The 26,855-nt window shown below is 35.3% G+C and carries 24 protein-coding genes; 20 read left to right on the forward strand and 4 right to left on the reverse strand.

From position 1 onward, the window contains the following. Nucleotides 1-94: 94 nt before the first annotated feature. Entirely contained in the window at nucleotides 95-1,144 is a 1,050-nt protein-coding gene (locus tag Q0794_RS09260; RefSeq protein ID WP_298941435.1) for a glycosyltransferase family 9 protein, read from the reverse strand. 103 nt (nucleotides 1,145-1,247) lie between these two features. Here Q0794_RS09260 and Q0794_RS09265 point away from each other — a divergent pair, with 103 nt between their 5' ends. The 8 genes from Q0794_RS09265 to Q0794_RS09300 all read left to right on the forward strand — a co-directional run bounded on the left by Q0794_RS09265 (nucleotide 1,248) and on the right by Q0794_RS09300 (nucleotide 9,102). Continuing rightward, complete coding sequence (locus Q0794_RS09265) at nucleotides 1,248-1,943, forward strand: 3-deoxy-D-manno-octulosonic acid kinase (protein WP_298941436.1); 696 nt, start codon at nucleotides 1,248-1,250, stop codon at nucleotides 1,941-1,943. Between the two features lie 169 nt (nucleotides 1,944-2,112). Continuing rightward, on the forward strand, nucleotides 2,113-3,303 hold the full coding sequence (locus tag Q0794_RS09270) for a UDP-N-acetylglucosamine 4,6-dehydratase (protein WP_298941437.1): 1,191 nt from the start codon (nucleotides 2,113-2,115) through the stop codon (nucleotides 3,301-3,303). Nucleotides 3,304-3,312: 9 nt separating this feature from the next. Then, the gene (locus Q0794_RS09275; protein ID WP_298941438.1) at nucleotides 3,313-4,461 is read left to right on the forward strand and encodes a LegC family aminotransferase; all 1,149 of its coding nucleotides are present in this window, start codon (nucleotides 3,313-3,315) and stop codon (nucleotides 4,459-4,461) included. A 4-nt stretch (nucleotides 4,462-4,465) separates the two neighbouring features. After that, the gene (gene neuC / locus Q0794_RS09280) at nucleotides 4,466-5,635 is read left to right on the forward strand and encodes a UDP-N-acetylglucosamine 2-epimerase (protein ID WP_298941439.1); all 1,170 of its coding nucleotides are present in this window, start codon (nucleotides 4,466-4,468) and stop codon (nucleotides 5,633-5,635) included. Continuing rightward, nucleotides 5,632-6,705 (forward strand): N-acetylneuraminate synthase, encoded by a 1,074-nt coding sequence (neuB, locus tag Q0794_RS09285; protein WP_298941440.1) that lies wholly within the window; start codon nucleotides 5,632-5,634, stop codon nucleotides 6,703-6,705. The genes neuC and neuB overlap by 4 nt, the downstream gene beginning before the upstream one ends. Continuing rightward, nucleotides 6,698-7,342 (forward strand): acetyltransferase, encoded by a 645-nt coding sequence (locus tag Q0794_RS09290; RefSeq protein ID WP_298941441.1) that lies wholly within the window; start codon nucleotides 6,698-6,700, stop codon nucleotides 7,340-7,342. The genes neuB and Q0794_RS09290 overlap by 8 nt, the downstream gene beginning before the upstream one ends. A 3-nt stretch (nucleotides 7,343-7,345) precedes the next feature. Further along, entirely contained in the window at nucleotides 7,346-8,404 is a 1,059-nt protein-coding gene (locus tag Q0794_RS09295; protein WP_298941442.1) for a nucleotidyltransferase family protein, read from the forward strand. Then, nucleotides 8,404-9,102: an acylneuraminate cytidylyltransferase family protein gene (locus tag Q0794_RS09300; protein ID WP_298941443.1), complete on the forward strand. Its 699-nt coding sequence runs from the start codon at nucleotides 8,404-8,406 to the stop codon at nucleotides 9,100-9,102. The genes Q0794_RS09295 and Q0794_RS09300 overlap by 1 nt, the downstream gene beginning before the upstream one ends. A 17-nt stretch (nucleotides 9,103-9,119) precedes the next feature. Here Q0794_RS09300 and waaA read toward each other — a convergent pair whose 3' ends face one another. Further along, complete coding sequence (waaA, locus tag Q0794_RS09305) at nucleotides 9,120-10,382, reverse strand: lipid IV(A) 3-deoxy-D-manno-octulosonic acid transferase (protein WP_298941444.1); 1,263 nt, start codon at nucleotides 10,380-10,382, stop codon at nucleotides 9,120-9,122. A gap of 81 nt (nucleotides 10,383-10,463) precedes the next feature. Between waaA and Q0794_RS09310 the strand changes: the two genes are divergently transcribed. The 4 genes from Q0794_RS09310 to glpE all read left to right on the forward strand — a co-directional run bounded on the left by Q0794_RS09310 (nucleotide 10,464) and on the right by glpE (nucleotide 14,489). Beyond that, complete coding sequence (locus tag Q0794_RS09310) at nucleotides 10,464-11,504, forward strand: UDP-N-acetylglucosamine 2-epimerase (protein ID WP_298941445.1); 1,041 nt, start codon at nucleotides 10,464-10,466, stop codon at nucleotides 11,502-11,504. A gap of 145 nt (nucleotides 11,505-11,649) precedes the next feature. After that, nucleotides 11,650-12,744, forward strand: a complete 1,095-nt coding sequence (locus Q0794_RS09315; protein ID WP_298941446.1) for a glycosyltransferase family 4 protein — start codon at nucleotides 11,650-11,652, stop codon at nucleotides 12,742-12,744. A gap of 68 nt (nucleotides 12,745-12,812) precedes the next feature. Continuing rightward, the gene (locus tag Q0794_RS09320; protein WP_298941447.1) at nucleotides 12,813-13,901 is read left to right on the forward strand and encodes a glycosyltransferase family 52; all 1,089 of its coding nucleotides are present in this window, start codon (nucleotides 12,813-12,815) and stop codon (nucleotides 13,899-13,901) included. A gap of 297 nt (nucleotides 13,902-14,198) precedes the next feature. Beyond that, nucleotides 14,199-14,489 (forward strand): thiosulfate sulfurtransferase GlpE, encoded by a 291-nt coding sequence (gene glpE, locus Q0794_RS09325; RefSeq protein ID WP_298941448.1) that lies wholly within the window; start codon nucleotides 14,199-14,201, stop codon nucleotides 14,487-14,489. 272 nt (nucleotides 14,490-14,761) lie between these two features. Here the strand turns inward: glpE and Q0794_RS09330 are convergent, their stop codons facing one another. Then, nucleotides 14,762-16,045, reverse strand: coding sequence for a hypothetical protein (locus Q0794_RS09330; RefSeq protein WP_298941449.1), 1,284 nt, complete (start codon nucleotides 16,043-16,045; stop codon nucleotides 14,762-14,764). Nucleotides 16,046-16,511: 466 nt separating this feature from the next. Between Q0794_RS09330 and Q0794_RS09335 the strand changes: the two genes are divergently transcribed. Together Q0794_RS09335 and tkt are read left to right on the forward strand one after the other, a co-directional pair. Continuing rightward, the gene (locus Q0794_RS09335; protein WP_298941450.1) at nucleotides 16,512-16,862 is read left to right on the forward strand and encodes a DUF6572 domain-containing protein; all 351 of its coding nucleotides are present in this window, start codon (nucleotides 16,512-16,514) and stop codon (nucleotides 16,860-16,862) included. 241 nt (nucleotides 16,863-17,103) lie between these two features. Continuing rightward, a complete protein-coding gene (tkt, locus tag Q0794_RS09340; RefSeq protein WP_298941451.1) occupies nucleotides 17,104-19,092 on the forward strand; it encodes a transketolase in 1,989 nt (662 codons plus the stop codon). A gap of 350 nt (nucleotides 19,093-19,442) precedes the next feature. Here tkt and tal read toward each other — a convergent pair whose 3' ends face one another. Beyond that, complete coding sequence (gene tal / locus Q0794_RS09345) at nucleotides 19,443-20,402, reverse strand: transaldolase (RefSeq protein ID WP_298941452.1); 960 nt, start codon at nucleotides 20,400-20,402, stop codon at nucleotides 19,443-19,445. 292 nt (nucleotides 20,403-20,694) lie between these two features. Here tal and rbsD point away from each other — a divergent pair, with 292 nt between their 5' ends. The 6 genes from rbsD (at nucleotide 20,695) to Q0794_RS09375 (ending at nucleotide 26,716) form a co-directional block, all read left to right on the forward strand. After that, complete coding sequence (gene rbsD, locus Q0794_RS09350; protein WP_298941453.1) at nucleotides 20,695-21,111, forward strand: D-ribose pyranase; 417 nt, start codon at nucleotides 20,695-20,697, stop codon at nucleotides 21,109-21,111. A gap of 51 nt (nucleotides 21,112-21,162) precedes the next feature. Continuing rightward, nucleotides 21,163-22,668: a ribose ABC transporter ATP-binding protein RbsA gene (rbsA, locus tag Q0794_RS09355; protein ID WP_298941454.1), complete on the forward strand. Its 1,506-nt coding sequence runs from the start codon at nucleotides 21,163-21,165 to the stop codon at nucleotides 22,666-22,668. Further along, entirely contained in the window at nucleotides 22,665-23,648 is a 984-nt protein-coding gene (gene rbsC, locus Q0794_RS09360) for a ribose ABC transporter permease (RefSeq protein ID WP_298941455.1), read from the forward strand. Before rbsA ends, rbsC begins: the two co-directional genes overlap by 4 nt. Before the next feature lie 106 nt (nucleotides 23,649-23,754). Continuing rightward, entirely contained in the window at nucleotides 23,755-24,633 is an 879-nt protein-coding gene (gene rbsB / locus Q0794_RS09365; RefSeq protein ID WP_298941456.1) for a ribose ABC transporter substrate-binding protein RbsB, read from the forward strand. A gap of 112 nt (nucleotides 24,634-24,745) precedes the next feature. After that, nucleotides 24,746-25,666: a ribokinase gene (gene rbsK / locus Q0794_RS09370; RefSeq protein ID WP_298941457.1), complete on the forward strand. Its 921-nt coding sequence runs from the start codon at nucleotides 24,746-24,748 to the stop codon at nucleotides 25,664-25,666. A gap of 36 nt (nucleotides 25,667-25,702) precedes the next feature. Beyond that, the gene (locus Q0794_RS09375; RefSeq protein WP_298941458.1) at nucleotides 25,703-26,716 is read left to right on the forward strand and encodes a substrate-binding domain-containing protein; all 1,014 of its coding nucleotides are present in this window, start codon (nucleotides 25,703-25,705) and stop codon (nucleotides 26,714-26,716) included. The last annotated feature ends 139 nt before the right edge of the window (nucleotides 26,717-26,855 follow it).

Genomic DNA, 26,855 nt, shown 5'->3' on the forward strand with positions numbered 1-26,855 from the left:
AATATCATTTTATTAAGGCTAACTTTTGTTAGCCTTTTTACTTTTTGCTCTGTCGCTTTTAACACTTAAGCCTGATACTAAAAATCTAAAATTACTAATGATCAGAACTTGTTATGGCTGTAAATTGTTCAATGACCTGTTCAGTGGAGATGTCTTGCATAATATGCTCACCTTTTGCGCGTGCACTCCAAGGTAGTTCAGATAATGATTTTTTATGTTGCTCTTGTACATGTTGTTCATAAACACTAATCACATGTTCGGCACTTAAATAGGGACCAGTTCGTAGTGGGTTACTGTGTCCATACAACCCAATAACAGGTGTATTTTGTGTTGTTGCGATATGTGCAGGGCCAGAATCAGGAGCTAGCACTAGCGAAGCTTGTCTTAAGGTCGCTGTGAGTTGTTTTAACGAAGTTTGACCGATTAAATTGATCGCCTTGTCCTGCATTAGCGTTTGTATATTTTCACCTAACAGTACTTCACGAGGCGCAGGGGAACCACATAATACCACTTCAAAACCTTGTGTGATGGCATGATCGGCCACTGCTGCATAACGCTCTGTTAACCAGTTTCGCTCATCTTTACTTGCGGCAGGGCTGATGACAAATAAAGGCTTTTTTTCGCAACTAATACTTTGAGCAAATTCAATATCCGATGAGCTTAGTGGAATATTCCATGTTGGTGTTATTTTATCGATACCTAAAAAATAAGCAAATTCAAAAAAGCTATCTAACACATGTTGAGATGCAGTATCTGGGATCTTTTTATTGGTAAATAACCACTGACCTTCTTTAGCGCGTTTACGGTTAAAGCCTATTTTGTACTTTGCTTTAATACCTATTGTTAATGCGCTTGCTCTGAGTGCTAATTGCATATGTAACAAAGCATCGAATTTTCTGTCTGATAATTGTTTCCAAATTGCTTTCATACCTGAGTAACCAGTTTTTTTGTCAAAAATAATCACTTCAATATTAGGTAAATCATGCAATAACTGCGCTTCTATTTTTCCCATGATCCAGGTTATCTTGGTGCTTGGCCATTGCTTTTGAATTGCTTGTACCATAGCAACAGCATGACATACATCGCCAATAGCTGATAAACGTAGAAGACATATCGATTTAGGTGCTGTTGAAAATAATGGCATAGTAGTATGATATTCCAAGTGATTTTATTCAGTATACAATACTAACGTTATTTTAGGTTTCAATATTTTTGGAGTCGCGAGTATTTATTAAAAGGTTAACAAGATGTTCAAGATAATTCAAAGCCAAGGTGCATATACTATTTACAATGAAAAGTTCATTGAGGATGTATCTGAATGTTTTGAGCCACAATATTGGCAGAATAAAGCAAAGGTTATCGGCAGCGCGCAAGGGCGTGGGACGACTTGGTTTGTTGAGCTTGATAGCATACAAGCAGCATTACGTCATTATCATAGAGGTGGATTATTTGGAAAAATAATATCTGATAGCTATTTTTTTACTGGCTATCAAAAAGCGCGAAGTATCACAGAATTTCATTTATTAAATCACTTGCAAGGGCAAGGCGTTAATGTACCAACACCCATCGCGGCTAATGTTAAACGTTGTGGTTTATTGTATAAAGCGAATATTTTATCTGAAAAAATTCCTGCTGCCTCAGATCTGGTTGATGTACTACAGCAAAGAGAATTAACGAAAGATGAATACATACGTATTGGGCAAGAAATTAAAAAATTGCATCAAGCACACGTCAATCATACTGATCTGAATATCCATAATATTTTATTAGATGAAAATGGCCAAGTTTGGATTATTGATTTTGATAAATGTTATCAACAGGTTGGAGAAGATTGGAAAGAGGGCAATTTACAACGTTTATTGCGCTCTTTCCGTAAAGAGCTTAAAAAAAGATCTATTAACTGGAATGAAGCCGATTGGCAGTCTCTAGTCCTTGGTTATTAATAAAGTAATAAACTAGGATTACTTTAGTTTTCAAAAGTTATTCCTACTAAAATAATATTACATAAGATAACTATTCACGTAAGATATGTGATTTATTGAACAAAGCCAGAATTAGATATAATTTTTATGTTTTTCTTTTGAGTTTTAATCGTAACAAAGGTAAACAAATATGAGCGAAATTTTACCACTTATTGGTCGTGAAAAAGTATTATTTTCTAATGATATAAAAAAACATGAAAAAGAATTGTTAGAAATTGTAAGTAATAGTAGTTTTCTTGTTGTTGGAGCAGCAGGCTCGATTGGGCAAGCGGTTACAAAAGAAATATTCAAACGAAACCCTAAGAAATTGCACGCTGTTGATATCAGTGAAAATAACATGGTTGAACTTGTTCGTGATATCCGTAGTTCTTATGGTTATATAGAAGGTGACTTTCAAACTTTTGCTTTAGATATTGGTTCTATTGAATATGATGCATTTATTGAATCTGACGGTAAATATGATTATGTATTAAATCTTTCTGCGCTTAAACATGTTCGTAGCGAAAAAGATCCTTTTACATTAATGCGGATGATTGATGTAAATGTTTTCAATACAGACAAAACATTACTGCAGTCTACAGCCAAAGGCACTAAGAAATACTTCTGTGTCTCTACTGATAAAGCTGCTAATCCCGTCAATATGATGGGGGCATCTAAGCGTATTATGGAAATGTTTTTAATGCGCCGTAGTGCTGATATTAAAATATCGACTGCGCGTTTTGCAAATGTTGCGTTTTCTGATGGCTCTTTATTACATGGCTTTAATCAACGAATTCAAAAACGTCAGCCAATTGTTGCGCCTAAAGATATTAAACGCTATTTCGTGACGCCTCAAGAATCAGGTGAACTGTGCTTAATGTCTTGTATTTTTGGTGAAAATAGAGATATTTTCTTCCCTAAACTAAGCGAAGCGTTACACCTTATTTCATTTGCAGATATTGCCGTTAAATACCTTGAGCAATTAGGTTTTGAACCTTATTTATGTGAAACTGAAGATGAAGCGCGAGAATTAGCAAAAACATTACCCGAGCAAGGGAAATGGCCATGTTTATTTACAGATAGTGATACTACAGGTGAAAAAGACTTTGAAGAATTTTTTACTGATAATGAAACGCTAGATATGCAACGATTTGATAATTTAGGCGTGATTAAAAATGAAGCTGTTTTTGATCCGCAATTAGTTTCTTTATTTGAACAAGAAATAGCGGGTATGAAAGTGAATAAATCATGGAATAAAGAGCAGATTGTACAATTGTTTTTCAAAATGCTTCCTGATTTTGGTCATAAAGAAACAGGTAAATACCTCGATGGTAAAATGTAAGGCCCAATCATGAATAATAAGTTAATCCAATTTGTTCGAGATACTTACCAAACAAATGATTTTATTCCATTACATGCACCAACTTTTTCTGGAAATGAAAAAGCATATGTAACTGACACTATCGAAAGTACGTTTGTTTCAAGTGTTGGTAAATATGTTGAGGACTTTGAAAAGCATATAGAAGCCTATACGGGGACAGCTAAAGCGGTTGCAGCTGTGAATGGTACTGCTGCATTGCATACTGCTCTTTATATGGCGGGCGTTAAAGCGGGTGATTTAGTGATAACGCAAGCCCTCACTTTTGTAGCTACGTGTAATGCTTTATTCCATATGGGGGCTGAGCCTATTTTTGTTGATGTTTCTAAAATAAGTTTGGGTTTATGTTCACAAGCAACATCAGATTTTCTTGATGATAATGCAGTTGTTAATAATGAGGGTGAATGCATTCATAAAACCTCAGGGCGTCGAATTAAAGCTGTTGTTCCTATGCATACCTTTGGTCACCCTGTTGAATTAGATGAGTTATTAACAGTATGCTTAAAGTGGAATCTTGTTTTAGTCGAAGATGCAGCTGAAAGCTTAGGCTCTTTCTATAAGGGCAAGCATACGGGAACAATCGGTGATTTTTCTGCTATTAGTTTTAATGGTAATAAAATCATTACAACAGGTGGTGGTGGTATGGTGTTATGTAAACACTTAGATGACGGAGTGCATACTCGTCATGTTACAACCACAGCTAAAGTACCTCACCCTTATGAGTTTTATCATGATGAACCTGGCTTTAATTACCGTTTACCTAATTTAAATGCAGCATTAGGCTGCGCTCAAATGGAAGTGTTACCTGAGTTCTTAGAACAAAAAAGATTGCTTGCAGGGAAATACCAAACATTATTTTCGGACAGTGAGTTTCAATTTGTTGTTGAGCCTAAATATGCTCAATCTAATTATTGGTTAAATGCCATTATTTGCCCAGATAAAGTGAGCCGAGATTTGTTACTGAAAGAAACTAATGAGCAAGGTGTGATGACTCGACCTATTTGGCAATTAATGCATCGTTTGCCTATGTTTAAAAATTCATTTAGAGGGGATTTAAAAGTATCTGAATGGGTAGAGGCTCACTTAATTAATCTGCCAAGTTCACCAATAAAAGTTGTCTAAGAATATGTTAAAAAATGTTGCGGTTTTTACAGGTACTCGTGCTGAGTATGGTTTGTTATATTGGCTATTAAAAGATATCCAATCTGATATCGAACTTAACTTACAGTTACTTGTTTCAGGTATGCACTTGTCTCCTGAATTTGGCTCTACTTATCGGCAAATAGAAGCAGATGGGTTTGTCATTGATGAGAAAATAGAAATTCTTTTGTCCTCCGACTCTGCTGTCGGCGTTGCTAAAAGTATGGGCTTAGGTGTGTTGGGGTTTGCTGATGCATTAAGTCGATTAAAACCGCAAGCTTTGGTTATTCTAGGGGATCGATTTGAAGCTTTAGCCGCGGCTCAAACCGCAATGATCTTGAAAATCCCTGTTGTGCATTTACATGGCGGGGAGATTACTGAAGGTGCTTATGATGACGCTATTCGTCATGCAATTACTAAATTAAGTTATTTACATGGGACTTCTACGGAAGAATATCGTCAGCGAGTGATACAGCTTGGTGAGTCTCCTGATAGAGTTGTTAACGTTGGAGCCATTGGTTTAGATCATTTAGCGAGAAGTACGATGTTGAGTGTTGAAAAGGTTGCAGATTCTTTAAACTTTGATCTTTGCTCTCCTTATTTTCTTGTTACATATCATCCTGTTACCCTTGCTAAAGAATCGCCAGAAACCTCTTTTCAAGCTTTATTAGATAGCCTCGATGGTTTTCCTGATCATCAGGTTATTATTACTTATCCCAATGCTGATGACGGTGGCCGTAAAATTATTCCGATGCTTGAAGACTACGCTAGCCAAAACCCTAAACGTATTTTAGCCATCAAATCACTTGGTCAACAACGTTATTTGAGTGCAGTTAAACATGCCTGTGCCGTTATTGGTAATTCTTCAAGTGGCATTATCGAAGTTCCGTCATTTCATGTACCCTCGATTGATATTGGCATGCGACAAAAAGGTCGATTAGCTGCTGAAAGTGTTTTTCATTGTGATCCTAATGAAGAAAGTATCACTGAAGCTATTAATCATGCTATTTCATCTAATTTTAAAAGCAATCAAAAGAATATACTCAATCCCTACGGGGCTGGAGATGCTAGCTCAAAGGTGATTAAAATGATTAAATCCCTTAATAGCGACCTCATTAAAACATTCTATGATATCAACAGTGAAAATATAATATGACATTAATTATTGCAGAAGCAGGTGTAAACCATAATGGCAGCGAAAAGCTCGCTTTTAAGTTAGTTGATGTAGCAGTAGCTGCAGGTGTTGATATTGTTAAATTTCAAACATTTAAAGCAAGTAAGCTGGTTACCGTAAATGCTAAACAAGCGGATTATCAAGTTAAAAATACTCAAAAAGTAGAGTCTCAATTGTCTATGCTAAGCCGTTTAGAGTTGAGTTATGAGTTTCATCATGAGTTAGTTAACTACTGTAATCAGAAGGGAATTGAATTTTTATCGACTGCTTTTGATGAAGAAAGCTTAGCTTTTTTAGTCAATGATTTAGGTTTGAAAAAGTTAAAAATTCCATCAGGTGAATTGACGAATGCTCCTCTGGTTTTACAGCATGCCCAAAGTGGCTGTGATTTAATTGTTTCGACAGGAATGGCAACACTTGCTGAAGTAGAATCCGCTTTAGGTGTTATCGCATTTGGTTATTTAGGGGAATCGGATGTCTTACCTTCTTTAGAAGCTTTTCAATCTGCTTATTTTTCTGTTGAAGGGCAGAAATTATTAAAAGAAAAAGTCACTGTATTGCATTGCACAACAGAATACCCAGCCCCAATGATTGATATTAATTTAAAAGCCATGGACACCTTAGGTGCGGCTTTTAATTTAAAGGTGGGTTATTCAGATCATAGCGCAGGTATCGAAATCCCTATTGCAGCCGTTGCAAGAGGGGCATTGTTAATTGAAAAACATTTCACGCTTGATAAAAGCATGGAAGGACCTGATCATAAAGCTTCTTTAGAGCCTTATGAGTTAAAAGCTATGACCTCAGCCATTCGTAATGTTGAATTAGCTATTGGAAACGGTGTAAAAGGCCCTCGCCCATCAGAAATTAAAAATAAAGCGATTGCGAGAAAGAGTTTAGTAGCGGCGAAATACATTAAAGAAGGTGAGTTATTTTGTGAAGATAACTTACAAGTTAAAAGGCCTGGTGATGGTTTGAGCCCTTATAGTTATTGGGACTTAATAGGTAAAGTTGCTACTGCTTCATATCAAGAGGGCGACTTAATTAATGGTTAAGGCGGTGTATGTATTAGGAGCTGGTGGCCATTCATCTGTTTTAGTCGATAGCTTAAAAGTAAATGGAGAAGGGGTTGATGCCATTTTTTCACTAGAGCAAGATCTCTCTCGTGAATCTTTATGCGATATTAAACATTTTCCAAATGAAGATATATTATTAGACCAAGACCCTCGCCATTTTCTTCTGGTGAATGGTATTGGCTCACTTCCTGGTAATTCATTAAGAAAAATAATTTTTTGTAAGTTCTCGGAAAAAGGGTATTCATTTAAACAAGTTATTTCTAAGCATGCGATTGTATCCCCTTATGCAATTTTAGGGCATGGCGTTCAAATCATGGCTGGTGCTATCGTCCAAGCTGGCGCTAAGATTGGAAATAACTCTATTATTAATACAGGAGCCATTATTGAACATGACTGTATTATTGGAGAGCATAATCATATTGCTCCCGGTGTGACCTTAAGTGGGCAAGTGATTACGGGTGCTAATGTCCACGTAGGAACAGGGGCTATAGTGATACAAGGCATTTCGATCGGAGAGCAGTCGGTTATTGCTGCTGGGGCCATTATTACGCAACACATTGAAAACGATAAAATAGTTTTTGGTGCTAGGGCTAACGTCCAAAATAAAAAAGGTTAAATCATGAGTCATATTTGGCAAAATACATTAATCGCACCTGATTTTTCGGTGAGAGAAGCACTTATTATTATTGATGAAGAAGCTTTGCGTGGTGCGATTGTTATCGATGAAAATAGAAAATTACTTGGTGTGGTTAGTGATGGCGATATACGACGAGGTTTATTGGCTGGTATATCATTAGATGAGCCTGTCCATAAAATAATGAATAACAATCCCACAGTTGCCTCAATTGATTTTACTAAAGAACAACTTATTGAATTGATGGAGTCTAAATCAATTCTTTCGATTCCTGTTGTTAATGATGAAATGATTGTGGTTGGTTTGCGTACATTACATGATTCTCTCTCTAAGCCTAAAGTCGATAACCCTGTCTTTTTAATGGCAGGAGGATTTGGTACTCGTTTAAGACCACTTACTGACAATTGTCCTAAACCATTATTAAAAGTGGGTAACAAACCTATTTTAGAAGTGACATTACTTAGTTTTATTAAGTTAGGTTTTGTTAACTTTTATATTTCTACGCATTATATGCCGGAAATGATAAAGGAACATTTTGGTGATGGGGCTAAGTGGAACGTTAAGATCACTTATATTCATGAAGAATCACCTTTAGGGACAGGGGGGGCGTTAGGTTTACTGCCTTCTGATTTACCTGTTTTGCCTTTGATTATGATGAATGGTGATATTTTAACTAATATCGACTTTCAAAAATTACTTTCATTTCACTGTCATAATAATGCAGATGCAACTATGTGTGTTCGTGAGTATGAATATCAAATACCTTATGGAGTTATTCAAGGTAAAGCTGGGAAAATAACAAGTATGGAAGAAAAACCGACTCAGTTATTCCATATAAATGCAGGGATCTATGTGATCAATCCAGAAATGATTAAAAAAGTTAAAGAGAATCAAATCGTTGATATGCCAACATTGTTAGAACAGAAAATTGCAGATAATGGCAATGTTATGATGTTTCCAATCCATGAGTATTGGCTTGATATAGGGCGTATGGAAGATTATAAACGAGCGCAATCGGATATTTTAAATTTAGGGTTAATGTAATGATTGATGGTAAAAAAGTGCTCGCTATAATCCCTGCTCGTGGTGGTAGTAAAAGATTACCTAGAAAAAATGTATTACCATTAAATGGTAAGCCACTAATTGCTTGGTCAATTGATGCTGCTTTACAATCAAAATATATTGATCGGGTTATGGTAAGTACTGACTGCCAAGAAATTGAAGCCATAGCGATAGAGTATGGCGCAGAATCTCCTTTCCTGCGACCTAATGATATCGCAGGTGATTTAGCATCAACAGATAGTGTCATTTTACATTTTATTGAGGCCATTTCAGAAACAATTAAAGCAGATATTATCGTTGTATTACAGCCAACCTCGCCACTTCGTGTTTCTTCTGATATTGATTGTGCTCTTGAGTTGTTAATTAAAAAAAATGCAAATGGTGTTGTTTCTGTGTGTGAATGTGAACATAGTCCATTTTGGAGTAATGTTTTACCTGATGATGGTAATATGAGTGAATTTATTAAAGATGATGTGAAAGGGAAGCGCAGTCAAGATTTACCTATTTGTTATCGTTTAAATGGGGCCGTGTACGCATTTACAACAGAATCAATTACTCATAATAAAGGGATTAATAATTCTGATAATGTGTTTAGTATTAAAATGCCTACAATAAGATCTGTTGATATTGACCATGCCTTAGATTTTAAAATAGCAGAAGCTATTTTAGCTGATAAATAATAATATTCGTCATTTTTTTAAAGATAATTTAATGTCTTTTGTAATGCACCTTTATTTATTTTAACAATATTAATTGCTGTATTTCCAGTTCTCTCTTGCAATACTTTATCACTTATTAATTGTTTAACTGCATTGGTGATTGTTTCGCTATCATTACAAATCCTACATGCATCAACTGCAATTAATTGTTCTGTTATTAATTTGAAGTTGTAATAACTTGGGCCCGTTAAGCAAGGCTTTCCCAATGCTGCCGGTTCTAATAAATTATGCCCACCAACCTTCTCGCCAAGAAGGCTACCCCCCATAAAACAAATATCAGCAGCCCCAATAAAAGTTAGCATTTCACCCATAGTGTCTCCAATAAATACTTGCGTTTCAGGAACAATTAATTGTTGGCTGGTTCTACGCTGTATTTGAAAGCCGTGTTGTTCACTTAGCTGTGCAACATTATTAAAACGCTCAGGATGCCTTGGTACAATAATCAACAATAGATTTTTTATTGTTGTTATTAGTTTTTGATGTGCGGTTAATATGATTTCGTCTTCGCCTTGGTGAGTACTCGCAACTATCCATACTGGACGCTTGACTCCAATACTTTCTCTTAATGCTTTTCCTGATTGAATTACAGCGGAAGAAATATCTATGTCAAACTTCAACGAACCAGTAACCTTTACTTTGTGATTATTAATACCTAAGGCGATAAAGCGAACTGCATCATCATGTGTTTGGCATAATATTTGACTGATAGGGGCAGACATTAAATTAAATACAACTTGAAGTCTTTTATAACGCAGAAATGAACGTTGTGACAATCTTGCATTAATGATGGTTATTTCAATATTATGCTGTGCAACTGTTGTGAGTGTATTCGGCCACAGTTCTGTTTCCATAATGAATAATTTATGTGGTTTGATAATGCCTATAAATCGACGAACTACCCATGAGAAATCGATAGGCATATAACGATGCTGTACAAAGTTTCCTATTTTTAGAGCTTGTTCCGCACCAGTACTGGTGGTTGTAGTCACAACAATAGTATGTGTAGGGTAACGTTGATGATAAGCCTTTATCAAAGGGGTTGCTGCAATTGTTTCACCTACTGATACAGTATGAAACCAAGCAACGTCAGAGCTTGTAGTTTGCAGTGTAGGTGTAAAGCCAAAATGTTCTTTCCAACGCTTCCCAAATTTAGGTTTATTAGGCTTTGATTTATATAAACTAAATAAAAAAAACGGAGAAATTAGCATTAATAAAAAACTATAAATAAAACGTAGAAGCATAAGATCAATTATTCTCTGTTTGCTAAAAAGATGTAGTGTACACTACTATCTTTTATTTTTAGTTCAAATGGTAGGGTAAAAATGCATACATCGTTATCAAAAAAAACGACTGAGAAGTTTAAATTTCTTTTTTATGTAGAGCAAAATTACTCATTTGATATTCTTCGTCCAATACAGAAAGTCGCTATTGAACTGGGTTACCAAGTTAAGTGGTTAATCGTTGGTTCTGAAGTTTCTGAACATTATTTAAAAACCGATGAAAAAAAAGTATCAATTAAACAAGCTATCGATTATCAACCTGATGCTGTTTTTGCTCCTGGCGACCGTGTGCCTAATTTTATTCCTGGAATAAAAGTGCAAGTATTTCATGGGCTTAATGAAAGTAAGAGGGGCAATGTTTATCCTGAAAGAGGATTGTTTGATCTTTATTGTACAGAAGGCCCTGAACGAACCCGCACGTTAACAAACCTTAATAAAAGTTATTTTAAGGTTGTTGAAACAGGATGGGTAAAATTAGATTCTTTATTTCAGCATCAAAAGAAAGGTTTTTTTGATAAGCCTCAAGTTTTATTTTCCTCTACATTTTCACCTTCTTTATCTTGTGCTGAGTTTGTTTATGAAGAAATTAAACGGTTAAGTCAAAATGGAAAATATCAGTGGCTTATTACATTGCATCCTAAAATGGCGCGCTCAACAGTCAATAAATACAAAGCATTAGAAAGTGAAAATTTAATTTTCTTTGAAAATAATAAAGTTATTGAAGTGCTTCATCGAGCAGACTTGATGATTTGTGATAACTCTTCAATCTTTCAAGAATTCTTATTATTAAATAAACCAGTTGTCACTGTGAATAACCGGTTACCTTTAGAATGTTTAATTAATATAAAAGAATCTAGAGAATTAGAAGAAGCAATTTTACAAGCTTTATCACCTACTCCAGATCTTATGGATAAAATAAAGAATTATGGACCATCAATAACACCATATTTAGATGGGAAATCATCGCAGAGGGTGATAGAGGCTGTTGAAAACATGATATATAGCAATTGGTCTAATTCAAAACCAAAAAATATAATAAGAAACTTCAAAATAAGAAAAAATTTAGGGTATTGGAAATTTTAAATATTTTGATTTAGTTATCTAATTTTATTTCTTTATAGGGTAATATTCCTTAAATATTATATATATTGTTTATCTTTTTTAATATTTAACGCTATTAAAAAAGATATGCCTACTTCAATTAACTATTTTTGGACTTAGAATTAACATGATCAACGTTTTAGCTGTGACACACCATGCACGTGAAAATATTAACCCTATCCGTCCAGAAGCAACTCAAATTATAGGGTTACACAAAACAGGTAAAGTACGAGTAACTGTTCTATGCAATCCCAATTCTCCACTTATTGCATTGTTTGAGTCGCATGGCATTGAAGTATTTACAGATAAATTAAATAAAAAGCTTTCATTAACCACTATTAAAAAAATTAAATATTTAATTAAAGAACACAATATTAAAATTCTACATCTCTTAAATAATATTGCTTGTTGTAACGGTGCGATGGCGGCTATTGGCTCTGATGTTAAAGTCATTGCTTACAGAGGGCAAACTGGCAATATGAGCCGCTTGGATCCTATGTGTTATTTAACATTATTACACCCTCGTTTAGATAAAATTATTTGCGTCGCTAAAGCTGTTGAGTTGGATCTGAAAAGCCATCTTGGCCGTCATAAGAATAAAGCTGTAACCGTATATAAAGGGCATGATAGTAGCTGGTATCAAAAACCAAAAGCTGATTTATCCGTTCTTAAATTACCCGGTGATAGTTTTATCATCTCTCTCGTTGCAAACTTAAGACCTCGAAAAGGTCTATCAGTATTAATGGAAGCACTTTCTTTGTTACCTGAAGATACAAACTTTGATGTTTTATTGGTTGGTGCTGATCCTACATCAGAAAAAGTACAAGCTTTAATTAAGTCTAGTGGTCGTGTTGGACGAGTTCATGCGTTAGGTTATAGAACGGATGCACCTGAAGTTGCTGCTGCTTCTCATTTGACCATTTTACCGACCACAAAACGTGAAGGGTTGTGTCGCGCTGTTTTAGAAGCGAATTCTTATGGTGTGCCTGCAATTGTTTCAGATACAGGTGGTAATGCTGAATTAGTTAAAGATGGCCATACTGGTATTGTCGTTCCTCCCTCTGAACCACAATTATTAGCTAACGCGATACTTAAATTATATAACGACAGAGAATTGTGCTCTCTTTACGGAAAAAATGCGAAAGAAAGAGCTCAAAATAAATTTAATGTAGAGCAAGGTGTTAATGCTACGCTTAATGTTTATCGGACACTATTGAATTAGTTAATTGATAGACTCGATATATTACTCATACTTTTTTATTGTAATAATCTAATTATATCGGAAGGTTAATGGATATTTATTTATGTTCGACTGTAAGGCATTTATTATTTTCTTTATTAAAAGCGTTATCAACACCAGATAAAAAATCTTGTCTTTTAATGGTAACGGATCAACAAAATATTGATATTCAAAATTATGATCTAAATCGATTACCGAATTTTATTCGTGTTGTTTTTATTCAAAGGAGCGATATTAATAAAAATTTATTAAAATATAAATTAGGTAAGGGAATAAAAGTATTAGCAAATTTCAATATTTATACAAGCCTTCGAATGCAAAGCTATTTCAAAAAATTATTATTTACTAAATTAATCCCTATCGCAAATCATATTAAAGAATTAGAAGGTGGAGATTTATACCTTTTTAATGACAGAAATAAACTGTCACGGTTATTAAGGCTTACCTCTGGTACTTATTCTATAATAGAAGATGGGGCTGCAAACTATCTAGGTACTAAATTAAAGAAATTAGAAAAAATAGGTAAATTGATTACATTAAATCAACAGAAAAAACGCTATTTTGGTGATGATCCTCGCTGTAAAGCCATATACTTGTTAAATAAAGATGGTGCTCCTGAGTATTTGAAAAAGAAAGTTGTACAAATAGAATTCATTCTTCCACATTTAATTAAAGAGTACTGTTTGTTTTTTTTCAAAGAGGAAAACCTCAATGAAACTCCTTATATATTAGCAACACAGCCCATAATACAAAATGATTTCGCTAGCTCCGGGAGGGATTTGATTGTTTATCGGGAAATAATTAAATATTTTAAAAGTAAAGGAATAAATATTGTAATTAAAACTCATCCAAGAGAAAGTGTTTTAAAATATAAAAATGCTTTTCCTGATATTTTAATTATGGAGAGTAAAGTGCCTTTGGAGTTAATTATTTTTAACGGGGAAAATAAATGTAATATTATTTCTTTATTTTCTTCTGCAGGAGCTGGTTTCGAAGACTATTGTCATCGTCTTACATTAATAGATGATATTGAACTAGAAAACTTAAAAAGTATTATTAATTCCTTAAAAGAAGATAAAAAATACTTAGAAAAAAGGATTCATCAGCGTTTTAGTTATTTATTTAATTCTAAACAGTAGAGTTTTATTCTTAATTAAAAGTAGCCTTTGTTATTTTTAAGAAGATTCCTACTTCTTAAGCATAATCTAATATCAGATTTTTTAGAATGTCTATTAATTTAATTATTTAGTGAATCATAATTAAATTTAAAGTATAACTCTTAATTTTTCGTAGTGTATATACTATGGATTCAGTTGATATTTTAGCCTATTTTTCAATAACATTTTATTTATTACAGAGTAAGTTGCTAAAGTCTCTTATTTACAGTTTTGACATATTAATCAATCAATTAAATTATTTTAGTAAAAGGAGCAAACATGCCCACATTTAAGCTAATAGAAGTAGCAGAAACAAAACATCGATTGCAAAATGAAGAAGCTATTCTTGTTGATACGCGTGATGTTCAATCTTTTGAGGCTAATCATGCTGAAGGTGCATTTAATTTGAATAATGATACTCTAAAAGAGTTCTTTGATAAAGTTGAATTCGATACGCCAGTTTTTGTTGTTTGTTATCATGGGAACAGTAGTAAAGGTGTTGCTCAGTATTTGGCTGAGCAAGGTTATGAGGATACTTATAGCGTTGAAGGGGGGATGGCTAACTGGTGATTAATTTATAAAACGTCTCTTAGAATTCGACATTGAAATGCATATTCTGGTCTAATTGAACTGGACACTTTAATTTTGAATAATACTATCCTGTAGTGGTAGAGTCAGTTGTTTATATGTTTTCATTGTTGCATCTCTTGCCGGAGAAAAAGCGATAAGCCTATATTCAGCTGACCACTTTTCTACCAATTCAAGTTATGCACTTACTATTTGAATCTAAGTTAGTTTAATATTGTGGAGTTAGGTATAAAGTTGATTATCAATATAAAAGATTATTTAAAATTAGAGTAAATCGATTCATATGTATCTAATAATTCATCCTCGCTCATATTAATTGCATCAAAGCATGCTTTATCTAGTTCGATTGCATTAATATTATACATATTTCTAACATAATTAATTTGGGATAATATATTATGGTAAGCAAAAGCTCTCCACATATCAGATGATTTTTCTTCGGATCTTCCTGAGTATATATAACCTTTATAGTACTTGTTTTTGTTTAAATAAAAGTTAGAACCAAACACTTTTATTTTTTGAGGTGAATAGATTAAAATATCATCTAAGACAATTTGTAATAGGTTAGGTTGCGGTACAAAAAAGTACTCATTTAAGTCACGATCTACCTGTTTTGCTCTGCCTTTATTATTAAGTTCATGCTGATATGGTTGAGATATTTTTTTAAATACTGAAAAGGCTAAATCATTAGAAAAGTTTTTAAAACTATCCTTTAATATAACGCCACCTTCAGAGTTATAATAGGAGATAAAAGGAAGACTGAATCGTTCATCCATTTTATTACCTTTGTAATTAAATAAAATAATCAAATCATAAGAGTTTATATCGTTAACAACAGATTCATCTATCTCTACTAAACCAGGTGCTACAACAGCTATTTTTTTGTTTTTAATTAATTCACTAAAAGTGTTCTTTATATTATCAGAGTGTGTATTTTTATTATTTTGATAATTGTAGAAACTTGTATATAAATTAGATACGTAATTTGAGCTATTTTTAGATTTTATTTGTTCTATTACTTTCTCTGCTTGCTCATAATTTCCTAAGTCTAGATAAACCCTAAACATAGCAATCAAGCTTTTGATTGTTCTTTTCTTTTTATATCGCTCTATCACAAAATCTGTTTCTTTTTTTCTGAAAAGACCTGAAAGTTTAAATAAGCCATTAGCATTACAGATAAATCCAAGCTTATCCCAATCATTTACGGATAAAGAATTAGAAGAGAGAGATAAAAAATCATTTATCACTAATTCATATTCATCTCTTTTTATTCCTGAGTTATTACTTTGATAAATTAATGCACTTAATCTTTCAATATTTCTATATGTTATATCTGATGCTTTAAAGGTTGTTGTTTTAAATTCCCACTTTAGTGTTTTAAAAATTTCTTTGGGGCCTTTATCACTATCCAATGTAATACAGGAGTGTATTTTCTTTTGAAGCTTAGTTTTATTAGATTTTAAGCATAGTTTTTGCATATAATATTCAGCTAAACTTTCATTTAGAAAGTCTTTGTAACTTTTAGAAAAGAAATTCATTTATAACAAGATCCTAATAGATTTTATTTACTATTTAATGACTAATCGTTCTATAAAAACGGATTTAAGTACACTAACTAAATATCATTATTATTACTGTAGAATACTAATAATTGTAATATATTATATATTAAGAGGTGTATTTGATTCTAATTTTTTATTTTATATTGGTTTAATTAGACTTCGAGTTAAAAATAAATGTATAAATTGAATAGGTAAAAATATTTTTTGCTACATATCCATTAAGAAAATTTTTATTGTTGATTAATTACTTTTTCAAATAAGTTGCTTAATTAATGTATTCTTCAATAAAGACAATTTTTAGCGTTCGATCAAGGTTATCCTTTATAGAGTTAATAATATTTTTAACTCTTATAGGCTATTGTATTTATTGTTTAATTATATTTTCGTAGGTAAAGTAGATATTTAATGATCGTAGTATTTCTGATTAGATAAAAGGCCAATAATGAGTGTAGTTGATACGGATAGCATTGATGCTATCGGCATGGAAAAAGAAGCAAGACGTGTATTCTTAAGTATTATTGATTCATTAGTTTGGGATCGAGATGATGTGCATTTATTTACACTGCAAGAAAAAATTAATACTTACTTATATTTTATTGAGTCAGGTGAGTTGATTAAAGCATTACCGGATGCGGCTGGGTATGATATTGCTATCGAGTTAATTCTAAAACACATGCCCACTGATCAAGCGATTACCTTTTTTGATAAAACCACACAAATTTTATTAGACAAAGGCATTATTTTTGTTTTTGGTCCCAATAAAAATGCAGGATATGCTGAACAACAAAGTTAATCTCTCTCATATTTTCCATTAGGAATGTTAGCCCATTCCTGATGCGATTCAATGGCTTTTACCTATTTCAGTCCCTCATATTCACTCGCTTTATCATTACATATTCAAGTTGAACTTTATTTTGTTTAAATATGTGATCAAATTGTAACTTTACCATTGCCCCCGCTCTGGGTATTTGGGATAATCCGCGGCTCATATGCCCGCAATTTCCATTAATTCAAAATGTAATCAGGAGAAACAGATGCCTTCTCGTCAAGAGTTAGCTAACGCAATACGCGCCCTTAGTATGGATGCCGTCCAAAAAGCCAATTCAGGTCACCCAGGTGCACCAATGGGTATGGCAGATATTGCACAAGTGTTATGGACAGACTTTTTAAAACATAACCCAACTAACCCAAACTGGGCTGACCGCGACCGTTTTATTCTATCTAACGGCCATGGCTCTATGCTTATCTATTCTTTATTGCATTTAACAGGTTATGACTTATCAATTGAAGACCTTAAAAGCTTCCGTCAATTGCATTCAAAAACACCTGGTCATCCTGAATACGGCTATGCGCCAGGCATTGAAACAACAACCGGTCCATTAGGTCAAGGTATTACGAATGCTATCGGTATGGCGATTGCTGAACGTTCATTAGCCGCTTCTTTTAACAAAGAAGGTCACGAGATTGTTGATCATCACACCTACACTTTCCTAGGTGACGGTTGTTTGATGGAAGGCATTTCGCATGAAGCTTGTTCTCTAGCGGGTACATTAGGCTTAGGTAAACTGATTGCATTTTGGGATGACAACGGCATTTCAATCGATGGTGAAGTAGAAGGTTGGTTCACTGACGATACACCTAAACGTTTTGAATCTTACGGATGGCAAGTTATTTCTGTTGATGGGCACAACCCTGAAGAGATTAAAGCGGCTATTATCTCTGCAAAAGCTGAAACAACTAAACCAACGATGATTTGTTGTAAAACGATCATTGGTTTCGGTTCTCCTGCTAAGCAAGGTACACACGATTGTCACGGTGCGCCATTAGGTCACGATGAAATCGAAGCAACACGTAAAGCACTTGGTTGGTCACATGCACCATTTGAAATTCCTGCTGACGTTTATGCGGGTTGGGATAACAAAGAGCAAGGTCAAGCAGCGGAACAATCTTGGGATGAGAAGTTTGCAGCATACGCAACCGCTTACCCAGAATTAGCAAGCGAATACAAACGTCGTGTTAACAACGAATTACCTGCTGAGTGGGAAGCTAAGTCTTCTGCTTACATTGCTGACTTACAAGCAAACCAAGGTAACATCGCAACACGTAAAGCATCACAAAATTGTATCGAAGCTTACGGTGCAATATTGCCTGAGCTATTAGGTGGATCTGCTGATTTAGCGCCATCTAACTTAACAATGTGGTCTGGTACTAAAGCCATTACTGCTGATGACGCTACTGGTAACTACTTACATTACGGTGTACGTGAGTTTGCAATGGCAGCTATCATTAACGGTATCGCATTACATAAAGGCTTTGTTCCTTACGGCGCAACGTTCTTAATGTTCATGGAATACGCGCGTAATGCATTACGTATGTCTGCATTAATGAAGCAACGTTCTATTCAAGTGTTTACGCATGACTCAATTGGTCTAGGTGAAGATGGTCCAACTCATCAGCCAGTAGAACAAATTGCAAGCTTACGTTTAACACCAAATATGAACACATGGCGTCCATGTGACAGCGTTGAATCTGCTGTTGCTTGGAAATTTGCGATTGAATCAGTGGATGCACCATCATCACTTATCTTTAGTCGTCAAAACTTGAAACCACAAGCTCGTGATACACAGCAATTGGCTGACGTTGCAAAAGGTGGTTACGTATTGCTTGATAGTGCTACACCTGCTGAAATTATCTTAATTGCGACTGGTTCAGAAGTTGAACTAGCAATGCAAGCGGCTACTGAATTAACAGCTTCAGGTAAAGCAGTACGTGTTGTTTCAATTCCTTGTACTGAGCAGTTTGAACTTCAATCAGCTGAATACAAAGAGTCTGTATTACCAGCATCTGTTACTAAGCGTGTTGCTATTGAAGCGGGTATTGCTGATTACTGGTACAAGTATGTTGGCCTAAACGGCGCAGTTATTGGTATGACAACATTTGGTGAGTCAGCACCTGCTGATCAACTATTTGAAATGTTTGGTTTCACTGTTAAAAACGTAGTAGAAACAGCTAACGCACTATAATTAGTTAACTTTCTATTCGTTTAAAAGCCGCGATGAACTAACTCATAGTTTATCGCGGCTTTTTTGTATCTGTTGGTTTTAGGATCGTCACGTTTTGGCTTGCCTAATTAATTAGGAGAGTACTAATATCTCTCGTTTTTTATAAGATTTTTTTTACTTTGCCAATAAAATAGACAATAAAAAAGAGATCTCGAATAAGCGGTGATCTCTTTTGGTTAGTTTATGGTGTGTGAGCTGAAAAGCTTTTAATAATAGCAATCACAGTAAATGGCTGTTCTCTTTTACTTGCTAAAATAACTTAGTGCTTCGTTATGATTTTTTCAAAAAAGGAAACAATAAGTTATATCTATTTATGCTTGTAATAAATTCGCTAACTGTTTGTCTAGTTTAATTTGATCAAGTGTAAAGTTACGAATACCTTCCGCTAATTTTTCAGTTGCCATGGCATCTTCATTCAATAACCATCTGAATTCACTTTCGGTTAATGGTTTGACTTCATGTTTGCTTGCATTTTTGTCGATTAATTTTTGTTGAATTGGCTTATTACTACTTTCTAATGCAGCCATTAAATCTGGGCTAATAGTCAAACGGTCACAACCCGCTAATGCCAACACTTCTTCAACACTTCTAAAGCTTGCACCCATGACCACTGTTTTATAGCCTTGTTGCTTGTAGTAGTCATAAATATTAGTCACAGAGACGACACCCGGATCTTCATCTGCAGGGTAAAAGTTTTTGCCTGTTTCCTTTTTGTACCAGTCAAGAATACGGCCAACAAAAGGCGAGATTAAATAAACGTTTGCCTCTGCGCAGGCTTGTGCTTGAGCAAAACTAAATAACAAGGTTAGGTTGCAGTTAATACCTTCTTTTTCAAGTGTTTCTGCAGCTTTAATGCCTTCCCATGTTGCTGCTAATTTAATTAAAATACGGTCATTATTGATACCTGCTTCATTATATAAAGCGATTAATTTACGCGCTTTGACAATAGAAGCTTGCGTATCAAAAGAAAGGCGCGAATCGACTTCAGTTGAAATACGACCTGGAATGATTTTTAAGACTTCTAATCCAACTAAGACTGAAAGCTTGTCACTGGCATCGATAATTTGTTGAAAAGTATCATTTGATTGTTCTTTTGCCCATGCTGTTGCTTGTTCTAATAACCCTTGATATTGCGTTAATGACGCTGCTTTTAATAGTAAAGAGGGGTTAGTGGTCGCATCCTGTGGTTGGTATTTTGCGATTGCTTGAACATCACCTGTATCCGCGACGACAGTCGACATTTTTTTTAATTGTATTAATTGGTTACTCATTATATTTCCCTGTTAATGTCCATTTTTATTGTTTTCTATTTTTATTAGTATCAATCCTACCTGCCTTACGCAAGCTGCATTTTTGATTATTTGTACATTTAACAAAAATGAAATATTTATCGTGAACTTGCTCTCTTTTTACGAAAGAGGTACGTGCATTATTTTTATTAAAGTTTAAATTTCACTTCATCGAAACGATTGCGCAAACGTTTGTTTTGGTTTTTTAATCTTATTTAAACGATGATTAAATTTAGTTAAACCGGCTTTTAGGTTAATTTTACAGGGCTATAAAATGAAAAAATCAGCACTATTAAATGCACAATTATCTTACCGTATTGCCACATTAGGGCATTTTGATGAAGTGACTATTTGTGATGCTGGTTTACCGATCCCTAGTCAGGTCGAACGAATTGATTTAGCCCTGACGCACGGTGTACCGAGCTTTATCGATACAGTTAAAGTGATATTGAGCGAAATGCAGATCACGGGTGTGGTCTTAGCTGAAGAGTTCAAAAAAATAAGCCCAGACTTACATTTGCAATTATTAGTGTTAATTGAGGCTGAGCAAATAACCGGACATCAGATTGACATTACTTACATTAGTCACGAAGCATTTAAAGCAAAAACGAATCATAGCAAGGCTGTGGTACGTACCGGTGAATGTACACCTTATGCGAATGTTATTTTTCAATCTGGTGTGGTTTTTTAATCATTATCGTTTAGTAAACCGTCGCATAAAGAATTGACGTTGAGGAATCGTATGAAACAGCCGATATTACAACTGACTAATATCCATAAATCTTTTCCGGGAGTCAAGGCGCTGGATGGTGCTTGTTTGAATGTTTATCCTGGGCAAGTGATGGCTTTATTAGGTGAAAATGGCGCAGGTAAATCAACCTTAATGAAAGTGATTACGGGGATATATTCCTTAGATGAAGGTGACATTCGTTACCAAGATAAACCTGTGCGCTTTAATGGTCCGCGTGACTCGCAGCAAGCAGGTATCAGTATTATTCACCAAGAATTAAACTTACTGCCTGAATTGACCATTGCAGAGAATATATTTTTAGGTAGAGAGAACACGAATATATTTGGTGCCATTAATTGGTCAGTTATGTTTGAGCAAGCGGATAAATTATTGAAGCGCTTAAAAGTGAAGCACAAGTCATCAACTCAACTCAGTGAGTTAAGTTTAGGTGAACAGCAAATGGTCGAAATTGCTAAAGCGCTATCGTTTAAATCGAAAGTGATCATTATGGATGAACCTACAGATGCATTAACGGACAGTGAAGTAGAGTCATTATTTGATGTGATCAATGAGCTGCGTGATGAGGGGTATGGCATTGTTTATATTTCACATCGTTTAAAAGAAATTTTCGAAATCTGTGATGATATTACGGTGTTACGAGATGGTAAGTTTATCGCGGAAAAACCAGTATCATCGATGGATGAAGATAAGCTGATTGAATTAATGGTAGGGCGTCGTTTAGACGAGCAATACCCGCGTATTGAAAGTACTCATGGAACGGTTTGTTTAGAAGTCAAAGAGCTATATGCAAAAGCCACTCACGGCGTCAGTTTTACATTAAATCATGGTGAAATTTTAGGAATATCAGGATTAATGGGAGCTGGGCGTACTGAATTAATGAAAGTTATCTATGGTGCATTAGCGCGCGAATCAGGTGACATCATTTTAAATGGTCAAATCATTAACCCTCGAAATTCACAGCAAGCTTTAGCGTCAGGTATTGCTTATATCTCTGAAGATCGCAAAGGAGACGGTTTAGTTTTAGGGTTATCAGTTAAAGATAATATGTCGTTATGTGCGTTAAAAGACTTATCTACAGGCTGGCAGTTAGATCATAAAGCAGAAGCCACTTCGGTTACTGATTTTATTCGATTATTTAATATCAAAACGCCTTCGATGGATCAAATTATTGGTAATTTATCCGGTGGTAATCAGCAAAAAGTGGCGATTGCAAAAGGGTTGATGACAAAACCGAAAGTATTAATTTTAGATGAACCTACACGTGGCGTCGACGTAGGGGCAAAAAAAGAAATTTACCAACTAATTAATAAATTCAAAGCAGAGGGGATGAGCATCATTCTGGTGTCATCGGAAATGCCTGAAGTATTGGGAATGAGCGATCGTATTTTAGTCATGCATCAAGGTCAAATTAGCGGCCAGTTCAACGTAAAAGAAGCAGATCAAGAAAAGCTAATGGCTTGCGCTGTTGGTAAAAATAATAATGGGGTAGCAGCATGAGTACAAATATGACTAATTTTGAATCGAGTCAATCATCAAGACACTTCTTGAGTAAAGCGTGGTTTATTGAGCAGAAATCATTAATTGCATTGATTGTATTAATTGCAGTGGTATCAGTACTTAATGAATACTTTTTTACCATTGATAATTTACTGAATATTTTGCGTCAAACGTCAGTGATTGCAATTTTAGCCGCGGGAATGACGCTGGTTATTTTAACTGCGGGTATTGATTTAAGCGTTGGCTCAATATTGGCGTTATGCGGTGCATTTGCCGCCAGTATGATCAGTTTAGAAATTCCAGCTGTTATTGCTGTTTTGGTCGCGTTATTAGGCGGTGCGATACTAGGATCTATTACTGGTTTAGTGATTGCGAAAGGTAAAGTTCAAGCATTTATTGCCACTTTGGTGATGATGACTTTATTACGTGGTGTCACCATGGTTTACACTGATGGGCGTCCTATTTCAACTGGCTTTACCGATATAGCGGATCATTTTGCATGGTTTGGTACGGGCTATATGTTTGGCATTCCTGTGCCTGTTTGGTTAATGATTTTTGTGTTCGCAACTATTTGGTATTTATTAAATCACACTCGTTTTGGGCGTTATGTTTATGCATTAGGCGGTAATGAGTCTGCTACTAAATTATCAGGTATTAACGTAGATCGTATCAAGATTGGTGTGTATTCAATTTGCGGGCTGTTATCTGCATTAGCGGGCATCATCATTACTTCTCGTTTATCTTCTGCGCAGCCAACCGCAGGCATGGGCTACGAGTTAGATGCGATTGCGGCAGTCGTTGTTGGCGGTACCAGTTTGGCTGGTGGGCGAGGTTACATAATGGGCACTCTGATCGGCGCTTTAATTATTGGTGTGTTAAATAATGCATTGAACCTATTAGATGTTTCTTCTTACTTCCAAATGATAGTTAAAGCAGCGGTTATTTTATTAGCGGTATTAGTTGATAACAAAAATAAATAAGCGGCAGTAACGAGAGCTTAGAATCTACCGCTTAGCAGCTAGAATCTAAGCTCAAATCTAAACTCAAAATTAAACAAATATTTTTAACCTCAAAAAGGAAAGCTCAATGAAAAAGTTAACAACATTAATTTCAGCAGCTGTTATTTCAACTTCATTTAATGTCGGTGCAATGGCACAAGACACCATTGCGATGGTCGTTTCAACATTGAATAACCCATTTTTTGTGTCGATGAAAGAAGGAGCAGAAAAAAAAGCAGATGATTTAGGTTATAAACTAATCGTGCTTGATTCACAAAACGATCCAAGTAAAGAATTAGCTAACGTTGAAGATTTATTAGTGCGTGGCGTAAAAGCAATTCTAATTAACCCAACCGATTCTGATGCGGTGTCAAATGCAGTACGTATGGCCAATAAAGCTGAAGTACCAGTATTTACGCTAGATAGAGCAGCAAATAACGGTGATGTTATCAGCCATATTGCTTCTGATAATGTAGCTGGTGGTGAATTAGCGGGTAAATACATCAGTGAAAAAATGGGTAAAAATGCAAAAGTTGTTCAACTTGAAGGCATTGCTGGTACATCGGCAGCACGTGAACGTGGCGAAGGTTTCATGAAAGCAGTGAAAAGCGAAGGGTTAGTATTACTTGCTAGCCAACCCGCTGATTTTGACCGTACCAAAGGCTTAAATGTAATGGAAAACTTGCTTTCATCACAACCTGAAACACAAGCGGTGTTTGCACAGAACGACGAAATGGCATTAGGTGCATTCCGTGCAGTGCAAGCATCTGGCAAGAAAATATTAATTGTCGGTTTTGATGGTACCGATGATGGTATTGCTGCTGTAAAACGTGGTTTATTAGGCGCGACGATTGCACAGCAACCCGCTTTAATTGGTGAAATTGGTGTGCAGTCAGCCGTTGCGCTATTAAGTGGCAAAACAGTTGCTAAAAGCATCCCTGTCCCATTGATGATGGTTGTAAAATAACACTGAGGGAGTTTATTGAAAGTAAACTCCCTTTTATTTTTACTTTTATTAATAAGTTATGCGTATTGGTTGAGAGACTAATACCATTTAACTCTTCTCAAAAGGTATTTTTATGCGTCAACTGACAGTACTAGGTAGTGTTAATGCGGATCACGTTCTGAGGGTTGATAGTTTTCCTCGCCCAGGGGAAACATTACATGGACAAGGTTATTCTGTTATTGCTGGTGGTAAAGGGGCTAATCAAGCGGTTGCAGCTGCTCGTTTAGGTGCTAATGTTAATTTTATTGCTTGTGTCGGTGATGATAGTTTTGGTCTTCATATTCGTCAGGAATTTGAGAAAGATGGTATTAATATCGATGCAGTGATGGTTGAAAAAGATACACCGACGGGGATCGCAATGATTCAAGTTGCAGCAACCGGTGAAAATAGTATTTGTATTTCTGCTGAGGCAAATGCACGTTTAACGCCAAAGCGTATAGTTGCGCATATTGGTTCGATTGAAAATGCTGATATGTTATTATTGCAATTAGAAGTTCCAATAGAAACCATTGAAAATGCTGCTGAAGTTGCGAATAGATCTGGCACGACGGTGATACTTAATCCAGCACCAGCTCAGCCTTTAAGTGATAAGCTATTAAAGCTCGTTGATATTATTACCCCAAATGAAACCGAAGCTGAAATATTAACGGGAATTAACGTTTTTGATGCGCAATCAGCACAATTAGCCGCTGATGTATTACATAAAAAAGGCATCAAAACAGTATTGATTACCTTAGGTAGCCAAGGCGTGTGGTTAAGCAAAGATGGTCAAGGTATCCAAATAATGGGGTATCAAGTCGATGCAGTAGATACTACCGCAGCTGGTGATACTTTTAATGGTGCTTTTTTAACTGCATTGTTAGAAGGCAAGTATTTAAATGAAGCTGTACAATTTGCCCATGCAGCTGCTGCTATCACTGTAACAGGGCAAGGTGCACAATCATCGATTCCATATCGTCAAGATGTGACTGAGTTCTTAACTGAAAGAGCATAGCTGCAAGAGCATAACTGTAAGGGAATAAATATAACAATGGCCACTATCAAAGATGTAGCAAAACATGCCCAAGTTTCTACTTCCACTGTTAGTCATGTATTAAATAAAACGCGTTATGTTAGTGAAGTGGTTACTGAAAAAGTGTTGATTGCCGTCGAAGCATTAAATTACGCACCTTCTGCTCTTGCTCGTAGCCTTAAACTAAAAAATACACATACCTTTGGTATGTTAGTGACAACCTCAATTAATCCCTTTTTTGCTGAAGTCGTAAAAGGGGTCGAACGTCGTTGTTATGAGCAAGGTTATAATTTATTGCTCTGTAATACCGAGGGAGATTTTGATCGTCTTCGTTTTAATATCGATATGTTATTACAGAAAAGAGTCGATGGATTATTACTAATGAGCGATGAATTAGTTAACCAACATATTGATATCTTCGCGCGTCATAAACCAGTCCCTACCGTAGTGATGGATTCAGGTGAAACACACTTTCCAGCAGATAAAATTCAAGATAACTCTTACCGCGGTGGTTATATTGCGACTCAATATTTGATCCGCCAAGGTCATACACATATTGGTTGTATTCATGGTCCATTAGAAAAAGCAACAGCGAAGAAGCGTTATGCCGGCTTTAAACAAGCAATGGTCGATGCAAACCTAGTGATTAATGCTCAATGGATAATGGGGGCTGATTTTGAATGTAAGGGGGGGGCGATAGCATTTAAGTCATTACATACACAAGGAACACTACCTACGGCAATATTTGTGTGTAATGACATGATGGCCATGGGGGTGATTAATATGGCGAATGAGCTGGGATTATCTATTCCTGAAGACTTATCTATCATCGGTTACGATGATATTAAAATAGCGCGCTATATGACGCCTTCTTTAACTACTATTCATCAATCTAAATTCAATTTGGGGCAACAAGCTTTTGATACGCTGTTAGATAAAATACAAACCCAACGAGAAACTGATTTAGAGATCCAGCTTGAGCCAACCTTAGTGGAACGATCTAGTGTTCTGCCTTTTAAAGTAAGTCGCTAAGCTCCTTAGTTGATTAGTTACTGAATAGTTTTACGGTCACGCTCAATCGGATAGTGAGTATTACCAATAAGATGCAAAGTATTACAAATAAACAACAGAAAATAAAAAAGCCCATCATGGATAACCATAATGGGCTTTT

The sequence above is a fragment of the uncultured Psychromonas sp. genome (genome assembly GCF_947489755.1).
Classification (GTDB): Bacteria; Pseudomonadota; Gammaproteobacteria; order Enterobacterales; family Psychromonadaceae; genus Psychromonas.